This window comes from Clostridia bacterium, assembly GCA_024685775.1.
Classification (GTDB): domain Bacteria; phylum Bacillota; class Clostridia; order Christensenellales; family CAG-1252; genus CAG-1252.
Genome location: JAIKVL010000001.1, coordinates 26015 through 34885 on the forward strand (window position 1 = coordinate 26015; position 8871 = coordinate 34885).

At 54.2% G+C, this 8871-nt stretch carries 5 protein-coding genes; 2 read left to right on the forward strand and 3 right to left on the reverse strand.

What is annotated here, in order from left to right; genetic code table 11:
- Positions 1–5: 5 nt before the first annotated feature.
- A complete protein-coding gene (gyrA, locus tag K5753_00140; GenBank protein MCR4725619.1) occupies positions 6–2543 on the forward strand; it encodes a DNA gyrase subunit A in 2538 nt (845 codons plus the stop codon).
- A gap of 88 nt (positions 2544–2631) precedes the next feature.
- On the opposite strand, the gene K5753_00145 is transcribed toward gyrA, so the two are convergent.
- Together K5753_00145 and K5753_00150 are read right to left on the reverse strand one after the other, a co-directional pair.
- Positions 2632–4290 carry a glycoside hydrolase family 16 protein gene (locus K5753_00145; GenBank protein ID MCR4725620.1) on the reverse strand — a complete coding sequence of 553 codons (1659 nt, stop codon included), beginning with the start codon at positions 4288–4290 and terminating at the stop codon, positions 2632–2634.
- A 12-nt stretch (positions 4291–4302) separates the two neighbouring features.
- Positions 4303–5997, reverse strand: coding sequence for a hypothetical protein (locus K5753_00150; protein ID MCR4725621.1), 1695 nt, complete (start codon positions 5995–5997; stop codon positions 4303–4305).
- 145 nt (positions 5998–6142) lie between these two features.
- Between K5753_00150 and K5753_00155 the strand changes: the two genes are divergently transcribed.
- The gene (locus K5753_00155) at positions 6143–7159 is read left to right on the forward strand and encodes a glycoside hydrolase family 130 protein (GenBank protein MCR4725622.1); all 1017 of its coding nucleotides are present in this window, start codon (positions 6143–6145) and stop codon (positions 7157–7159) included.
- Between the two features lie 80 nt (positions 7160–7239).
- Here the strand turns inward: K5753_00155 and K5753_00160 are convergent, their stop codons facing one another.
- Entirely contained in the window at positions 7240–8448 is a 1209-nt protein-coding gene (locus K5753_00160) for a metallophosphoesterase (GenBank protein MCR4725623.1), read from the reverse strand.
- Between the last annotated feature and the right edge of the window lie 423 nt (positions 8449–8871).

Below are 8871 nucleotides of genomic sequence, written 5' to 3' on the forward strand. Positions count from 1 at the left end.
GTAATATGAAAGATAAAGAATTGCAACACGGAGATATAATCGATAATACCAAGATCGTGGAGGTCGGTTGCGAAAGCGAAATGAAGAAATCCTTCATTTCCTACGCGATGGCGGTCAACGTCAGCCGCGCGATCCCCGACGTCCGCGACGGATTGAAACCCGTGCATCGCCGCATTTTGTACGCGATGAACGAGATCGGTCTGACGCCCGATAAGCCGTTTAAGAAATGCGCGACCATCGTCGGTGACGTTCTCGGTAAGTATCACCCCCACGGTGACAGCTCGGTCTACGACGCTCTCGTCCGTCTCGCGCAAAACTTCTCGATCAATATGCCCCTCGTGGACGGTCACGGTAACTTCGGTTCGGTGGACGGAGACCCCGCCGCCGCATACAGGTACACCGAAGCGAGAATGAGCAAAATGGCGCTCGAAATGCTGCGCGATATCGATAAGGAGACGGTAGATTTTTATCCGAACTTCGACGACACGCGTATGCAGCCCGAAGTCCTTCCTTCGCGCTATCCGAACCTGCTCGTAAACGGGTCGGACGGTATCGCCGTCGGTATGGCGACTTCGATCCCGCCGCATAACCTTTCCGAAGTCATCGACGCAACCTGCGCGCTCATTGACGATCCCGATATCGATATTTTGGATCTTATGAAGTACGTCCCGGCTCCCGATTTCCCGACCGGCGCGATGATTCTCGGCAGTCAGGACGTCCGCAACGCCTATATGACGGGTCGCGGCAGCTGCATTCTCCGCGCGAAGACCGAGATCGAAGAATATGCGAACGGGACGCGCAGCCGCATCGCGGTCACCGAGATCCCGTATCAAGTCAATAAAGCGAAACTCATCAAGACGATCGCCGACCTCGTTAAAGATAAGAAAGTCGAAGGCATCGCCGATATTCGCGACGAGTCCGACCGCGTCGGTATGCGCTTCGTCATCGACATCAAGCGCGACGCGAACGCCCAAGTCGTCCTGAACACTTTGTTTAAGCACACGGAGCTTCAAAAATCCGTCAGTATGATTTTCCTTGCGCTGGACGACGGCACGCCCAAGATCATGAACCTCAAAGAGATTTTGACGGCGTACGTCAAGCATCAGCAGGACGTCGTGGACAGGCGCACGAAATTCGATCTCCAAAAAGCAGAAGATAGGAATCATATTCTTTCGGGTCTCGTGATCGCCCTTCAAAATATCGACGAAGTCATTGCGATCATTCGCGCCGCGAAGGACAGAGCGGAAGCGCAGACCCGTTTGATGGACGCATTCTCTCTTTCCGATAAGCAAGCGAACGCGATCCTCGATATCCGCCTGCACCGCTTGACCTCGATGGAGACGGGCAGTTTGATCGCGGAAATGGAAGAGACCGAAAAGAATATCGCGTACTACCGTTCGATCCTCGCGGACCACACTTTGCGCGATAAGATCATTAAGGACGAAATGCTCGAAATCAAGAATAAGTTCGGGACCGAAAGAAAGAGCGAGATCACCTATGCGTACAGCGGCTTGAATATCGCCGATTTGATCGCGAGAGAAGACGTCGTCATCTCCAAGACCCATTTCGGCTACGTCAAGCGCGTTCCTTTGAAGGAATATCGTTCGCAACACAGAGGCGGCGTAGGCGTGACGGCGCATAAGCCGAAGGACGAAGATTTCGTCACCGATATCTTTACCTGCTGCACGCACGACGAACTTTTCTTCTTTACCAATTACGGCAAAGTCTACGTCATCAAGGCGTATGAAGTTCCCGAAGCGGCGAGAACCGCGAGAGGAAGGGCAATCGTCAACCTGTTGCAACTTTCCGAAGGCGAGAAGATCACGACGATCCTTCCCGTAAACGAAGAGCAGGGCAGAACGGGGAACCTCGTCCTCGCGACCAAGAAAGGCAAGATCAAGCGTACTTCGCTTTCGGAGTACGAGAGCATCCGCCGCAGCGGAAAGATCGCGATCGGGCTCCAAGAGGGCGACGAACTCATCGCGGCGCGCCTGACGATGGGCGGCGAAGAACTCATTCTCGCGTCCTCGCTCGGCAAATGTATCCGCTTTAAGGAAGAGGACGTCCGCATTATGGGCAGGACGGCGGGCGGCGTCCGCGCGATGAAGATCGGCGAGGACGACTATATCGTCAATATGGAGCCGATCAAGGACGGCGACGAGATCCTGACGATCACCGAGAACGGCTACGGCAAGCGCACGGACGCTTCCGAATACCGCGTCCAAGGTCGCGCGGGCTCGGGTATCAAAGCGGGCACGTTTAACGAAAAGACGGGCAGAATCGCGGCGCTTAAAACCTGCGTTCCCGAGGACGACGTTATGCTGATTACCGAAAGCGGCGTGATCATTCGCACCCACCTCGACGAGATCAGTAAGATCGGCAGAGCTTCGCAAGGCGTCAAGATCATGAGCGCGGGCAAGCTGAACAGCAAGGTCGTCAGCGTGGCGTTGACCGAAAGAGACGAAGAGGAAGAGATCCTCGAAGAAGGGCAGGAAGGCGCGGCGGTCGAGACCGCGGAGACCGAAGCCCCCGCAGAAGAATAAGCCGAACCGCCGAAAGCAAAGTATAAAGAAAAAAGTCATTGTCACGATCGGCAATGACTTTTTTTGATCGAAGAAAAGGGAATAATTTTTACGCCGCTATTTTATCGTAGATCTTAACGGAATCGATGATCCAATCGACGGGGAGATCGCCGAGGTCGAGCGAACCGACCCAATCGCCCCATTCGCCGTACTCGGTGGAGATCAGCATATGCCCTTCGTCCGAGCATATCCCTTTGCCCTTCGTCTGCCAGACTTTTTTGCCGTCGATATAGAAGGCGTAGCCGTTTTCGTCCCAATTCGTGCCGAAGGTATGGTATTCGCCGTCCGCAAGGTTCGTTTTCTCGTAGCGTTTATAAATGTTTTGATGCGCTTCGTCATAGCCGTCCCAATGCAGGGCGTGGTTCACGGAATCGCGCGCGGGAAGATACTCGAAGACGTCGATCTCCACGCCGTCCGCGCTTCCGTTCCCGAGCGAATACACGTCGCCGCACATCATCCAAAACGCGTGCCAAATACCTTTTACGGAAGGAAGTTTGCAACGGATCTCGTAATAGCCGTAGCCGTGCGTGTAGCCGGTCATCGTGACGTTGCCGTTATGATCTTCAATCGGAAGGGTCCGAACCGCGCCAGAATAGACGCCTTCGGGTCCCGTCACGAAGAGGACGTTTTTGCAGTACGTTTCATTCGTTATCGCGGCTCCCGCCGCGCCGAAATCGCCGTAATTCGCCGAGCGAAGGGCGGCGGAAAGGTCGTTTACCCAAATCGTGACGCGTCCGTCCGGCGCGGCGATCACATAGGTCAGGACGATCGAGTCTTTGTTTCGGAAGACTACGGGCGCGATAAAAAACCCGTCGTCCGTCGAAAACGCGCCGTTTTCAAGCGCCGCGCTTAGGCTTTCGCCCTGTTTAAGGTTTTCCCGTTGCTCTTGATAGGCGTCTGCAAGCGCTTGCCCGCAGCCCGCGAATTCCGCTTCGGAAGAAAACCCGAATACGTTCGCGAGAACGGCTCGATACGGGATCGGTTGCGCGGTTTGTCCTTCGGAGAAGGTCATCGCAAAGGGGTAGTTGACCCCGATCAGCGCGCTTTTCGAGCGTTCGCTTCGGACGGCTTTGATCTCCGGAACGAAGGAATAATAGCTGTAAAGCTCCGCCGCCGTCTCAAAGAAAGGGGAATAGGCTTCCGCGTGATCCGCTCCGTCGAAAAGGGTGAATTCTTCGCCGACCGCGGGAAGTTCGAGCGTGCTGATGAAATCTTCGAAGCGTTCGCCGAGGATGTCGAAGGTGTCGAGAATGACGAACCCGACCGAATCGTGCGTATGCGTTTCGAGAGAGGAAAGTTCTCCGAAATCTCCTGCGATCAAGCCGAAAGGATAGCAGTCGTCGAATCGCACCGTTATTCGGCTTTCGTTATCGCCCGCGACTTCTCTTTCGCGGGTTTCGGAGCAGAAGCGGCTTCCGCGCTTTTCGGTGCGTAAAACGAGGTGACCTTCTCCGTCCGTAAAGGCTAAATTCTTCGTCCAAAATCCCGTTCGCCTCGTTCCTTGGCGGGTGTCGCCCCAAAGATCGCGGTTCAATTCGCCGTCGAATTCGTCGGAAAAGACGAGCGTGTAATCCGAAAGGTCGATCGTTTCTTTGAATTTCGAGGGGTCATAGCGTTCGACGTTCTTCTTTTTCGCGCAACCGCCGAAGGCAAGAAGACTCGCCGAAAAAAGGGTTAAGATCAAGAGAACGGAAAGAATTTTTTTCATTTTTTTCTCCTTTTATCGGATCGTGACCGTTACGGTCTCCGAGAGAGGGAACGCGTATTCGGTCGCGGAAAAGCCGCCCGACAGATAGAATATCGGTGTTTGATCGAAGGGATTTTGCGTAAGAATCTCGCCCGATTCTTCCACCAAAGGAAGGACGAAACGGACGTTTTTTCCGAGTTTCGACACGGTGATCGTTACTCCGTTCGGCGTAAAACGATAGGAAATTTCGGCTTGAAGCGAGGGGTCTTCCGCTTCCCCGTTTACGTCATAAAAGCCCGCTCGGGCGAAAACGGTTACGGCGTTTTCTCCCGAAACGACCGATAATTTCGCGTTTCTGTCCAAGCAGGTCGCATAGCGGATCCCGCCCTTTTCGTACTCCACGCGAACGAGCAGAGACGCGTGTTTTTTCGCCCCCGTCGGCTCTTGCATATTGTTGGGTTCGGTCCGTTCGTATTCGTAGGTCGAGCCCGCGATCAGCGCGCCTTGCCCGTCTTTATAAAGCAAGGAGAGCGCACCGCCGCTTGCGTGCGCCGCGCCGCGCGTAAAGGTATGTCCGACGAAGTCGTAGGCGGTGACCGTCGCGCGGTATGCGCCCGCGCGGATCAAATAGGTGTCGAGTTCGGGATAATAGGTAAAGCCGACGCGATCGTCTTTTCGGGGAAGGGAAACGGGTTTTCTTTCCGCGATCCCTTCGCGAAGCGCGTCCGCAAGAGCGGATGCGTGGCAAAACGCGTGATGAACGCAGGGTTTTTGCCCGTTCTCGAAATAGTTCGGGCCGCCGTAAAGCTTTCCGCCGCGCGTGCAACGCTCCAAAAGGAGAAAGGTTTTCTCGGCGGCGTCTCCGAATCGTTCGTCGCGTTTCGCCAAAAAGGCGAGAGCGCCGATCGCTCCGTCCGACGTGCGGCTTCCGTAATACGTCCATTTGTTGTTTCGGACGCCGAAAGAATTATCCCAGCCGCCGTCCGGCAAAAAGAAATCCGATAGCTTTCGCGCGTGATCCGTCAAAAGGACAAGCGCGGCTTCGTCTTTAAGAAGCGAGGCGGCGTGGATCAAGCAGGGCAGGGACTCTTCTGCGATATATCCGATATCGATGGGCAGACACCCTTTCGGAGAGCGGGCGTCGTGCGGTTTTCCTTCGCCGAAAAGAAGCCCGTTTTCGGTAAAGCAGCCGAGGCAATAGCGGAGGAGTTCGCGCGCTCTTTCGGCGTAGGCTTCGTCGCGGGCGTATTCGTAATACAAGGCGTTCGCCAAGGACGCGGCGCAGTAATAATTGACGTAGGCGGGAAATCCGATCGTCATTTTTTCGTGTACCCAGCGCGCGGAATCCGTCGCGGCTTTTTCGATCCTCTCTTTTAAGGTCGGAGGGAGCTTGTCCTTGAAATATAAAAGGGTCTTCAAAAGTCCGATCGCCGAAAAGGCGGTGATCCCTTTCCATTCGGACGTGAAATCGTTTTGCACCGCGCCTTCCTCGTCGGTCAGTTTTTCGCGGAAAAAGAGAAGTCCGCTCACCGCGCGGAGATAGGATTTTTTCCCCGTAAGCGCGTAAGCGTAGACGAACGGGTAGATCGCGTTGTCCGCTCTTCCGTGAGGGGTCGAGCAGCTTTCGCAACGGAATCCGCCGTAAAATCGGTCTTCTTCGTCCGTTATTTGCGCGTCGACGAGCGCGGCGCACCATTTGAGAAACAAAGCGTGATATTTGTCGGTCATATCTCTATTATATCACATTATCGAGTGCATTTTCCCCGCGATAATCCCATTTTTTCGCACTATCTTATTATTCGAACGCCAATCGCGTTGAACAAAGATCGCGCCTGTGTTACAATGAGCAAAACGGAACGAAAGGAGAAAAGATATGCCCGCAGTTTTACCGGAGTTGTTTTCCGATCCTTGTATTAAAAAAAGACCCGCGCCCATTATGACCGCATCGGATCTTCCGTATCCTTGCTCTCTCGTCTTTAACGCCGGCGTGATCAAATATAAAGGCGAATACGTTATGATCTTCCGAAACGATTACGGATCGGATCGTTCGACCTTCGAAAACGAAGGAAAAGACTTTACGGGGACAAGCATCGGGATCGCGCGCAGTAAAAACGGCGTGGACGGGTGGCGCTTCGACCCGCTGCCCATTTTGGACAGCAACGATCCGAATAAAGACCCCGAGCTCAGAAGGTTTTACGACCCCCGCATCATCGAGATCGAGGGAAAACTCTACCTTTGCCTTGCGATGGCGACGCAGCACGGGATTTGCGGAGCGATCGCGGAGCTCGCGCCCGACCTCAAATCCTGCCGATTGATCAGCCACAGCGTCCCGGATAACCGAAATATGGTCCTGTTCCCCGAGAAGATCGGCGGCGAATTCGTTCGTTTGGAGCGTCCGATGCCCGTTTACAGCCGCGGCGGCGATCGCTTCGATATTTGGCTTTCCCGTTCGCCGGATCTCGAATACTGGGGCAGGAACGCGTTCGTTCTCGGCGTGGAGAACGTCCCTTGGGCGAACGATAAGATCGGACCGACCGCATCTCCGATCAAGACCGAAAAAGGCTGGCTCACGCTGTTTCACGCGGTGGATCGCGACGAGTCGAGAGGAAAGAACGGTTGGGAAAAGAAATGGACCAAACGCTATACGGCGGGGATGATGCTTTTGGACTTGAAGGATCCCTCCAAAGTCCTTTCCGTCTACGAAAAGCCTTTGATCGCGCCCGATCTGCCGTTCGAGACGGACGAAGGATTCCGCGAGAACGTGATCTTCCCCTGCGGGATGCTCCTCGAAGATTCGGGCGAAGTCAAGATCTATTACGGCGCATCCGACACCTGCGTCTGCCTCGCGACCGCCGACCTCGGCGATCTTTTGGCGCGATTCGATCGCTGACAGAGTCTTTTCAGTAAAACGGAAAAACGCAGTCACGGTTTCGTGACTGCGTTTTTTTCGTCGCGGCGATCGCGCGGCTTTTATTTTTGAAAGAGATCGGCGATCTTCTTGCCGCTCGGATCGAACGCCGAGTAGAGGTAGCCGCCCGCGCTTCTGACGGTAAGGACGTTATATCCTTCCGCTTCGGGCAGGTTTTCTTTTACGCTCGTCAGGCGAATATAGGTCAAATAGAGATCGGCGGGGCGATAATAGGCAGTCAGATCGCTGACGTGATCGTGACCGTAAAAGACCGCTTTCGCGCCGTTTTCGCAAAGCGCGTCGAAGAGTTTTCCGTCGGTGTAGGGCGGGCAATGGATCCTGTCGCGCAGCGTTCCGTCGACGTGTTCCCAGCCTGCCGCCGAGGCTTCTTCCGTAAACGACCAATCGACGGGTTCGCCGTAGATTACGTTCTCGGGCATCTTGATCGCCGCCGCAAGCTCTTGCAGGGGCTTATGCACGACGCACATGTGCGTGAGCGCGCCGCCGTTTTTCTCTTTCATCTTCGCGTAGGTCTCCTCGTACCAAGCGACCTGCGAAGCGGAGATCGCGGTGTCCGCCTTTTTCGAAACGCCCCATTTTTCATATTCCTCTTTTTTCATCAGTTTGGAGCCGTTGTCCAAGAAAAAGAAAGCGTCCTTGATATAGCCGTCCGCGCCGAGGACGGAGACTGCGTAATTGCCGTAGCCCGAGACGGTCTCGCCGCTCGCGGTCGTTTTTACGTCCGATTCCATCAAACAGAGCGGAGATTCGCTCCAAATCTCGACGACTTTTTTCCGCGAAGTCATCAAGACGGGGCGGTCTCCTTCGTGATTGCCGAGAACGGGCGCCCAGTAGGCCCCGAACGCGTCCATCAGGTCGCGGAAGCCGCGGACGCGTACTTCGTCGTGCAGACCGTTCAAGGTGTCGCCGCCGAGCAGGATCAAGTCGGGCTTGACCCGATCGACGTACGCGATCATGCGGTCGATCGTCTTCCTCGTCGGGGTTTGCAGTTCGCAAAGGTGGTTATCCGTCATAAGAAGAATGCGGAAATCCGCGTCGGAGATCGCTCCGTTTTCGATCTTCGCGAGGGCGGGGGAGCCGCTTTTATTCAAAGGATCGGACGCGGAAAGAAGGCGGACGTTCGACGCGATCGGCGTGATCTTTTCTTTATCGTAAGAAAGAGGGACTTGATAAAAGACGGCGGCGAACGCGATAATCGCCGCGATTAAGACGCAAAGGATGCAAACGATCGCTGTTTTTCCTTTTCCCATTTTCTTTTCCTCCTTCCCGGCGGGGCGCCTTGAAACGCTCCGAAATAAGTATAGCACAGAATCGCGCGGAAAGAGCGGAGAAACTTTTGAAATTCGCGGAAATTCGGGAGAAAGCCGACGCGTTTTCGGGGTGAAAAAGGCGGCGACGGATCGCATTTCTCTTATTTGCGGAGAAAACGAGAAAAAAGATTAAAATTTTTTTGAAAAAGCTATTGACAAGCGTTTTTCGATATGTTAACATAATTAGGCTATCTCGAAAAAAGAGGTGGCGATCGTAGTTTGAAAACAGAATAGATTGAGCAAAAAATTAAAGCAAGTGATTTCTGTCAATTCATAATTTATTATGAGTTTTGAGCGCAGTCCGAGAGGGCTGCGGAAAACCAAGATTAAACTTAAGAGTTTGATCCTGGCTCAGGACGAACG

Excerpts from the sequence above, each read along its gene's own strand:
- gyrA (MCR4725619.1), top strand. The coding sequence starts at position 6 with ATGAAAGATAAAGAATTGCAACACGGAGATATAATCGATAATACCAAG.
- K5753_00160 (MCR4725623.1), bottom strand. The coding sequence starts at position 8,448 with ATGGGAAAAGGAAAAACAGCGATCGTTTGCATCCTTTGCGTCTTAATC.
- K5753_00150 (MCR4725621.1), bottom strand. The coding sequence starts at position 5,997 with ATGACCGACAAATATCACGCTTTGTTTCTCAAATGGTGCGCCGCGCTC.
- K5753_00155 (MCR4725622.1), top strand. The coding sequence starts at position 6,143 with ATGCCCGCAGTTTTACCGGAGTTGTTTTCCGATCCTTGTATTAAAAAA.
- K5753_00145 (MCR4725620.1), bottom strand. The coding sequence starts at position 4,290 with ATGAAAAAAATTCTTTCCGTTCTCTTGATCTTAACCCTTTTTTCGGCG.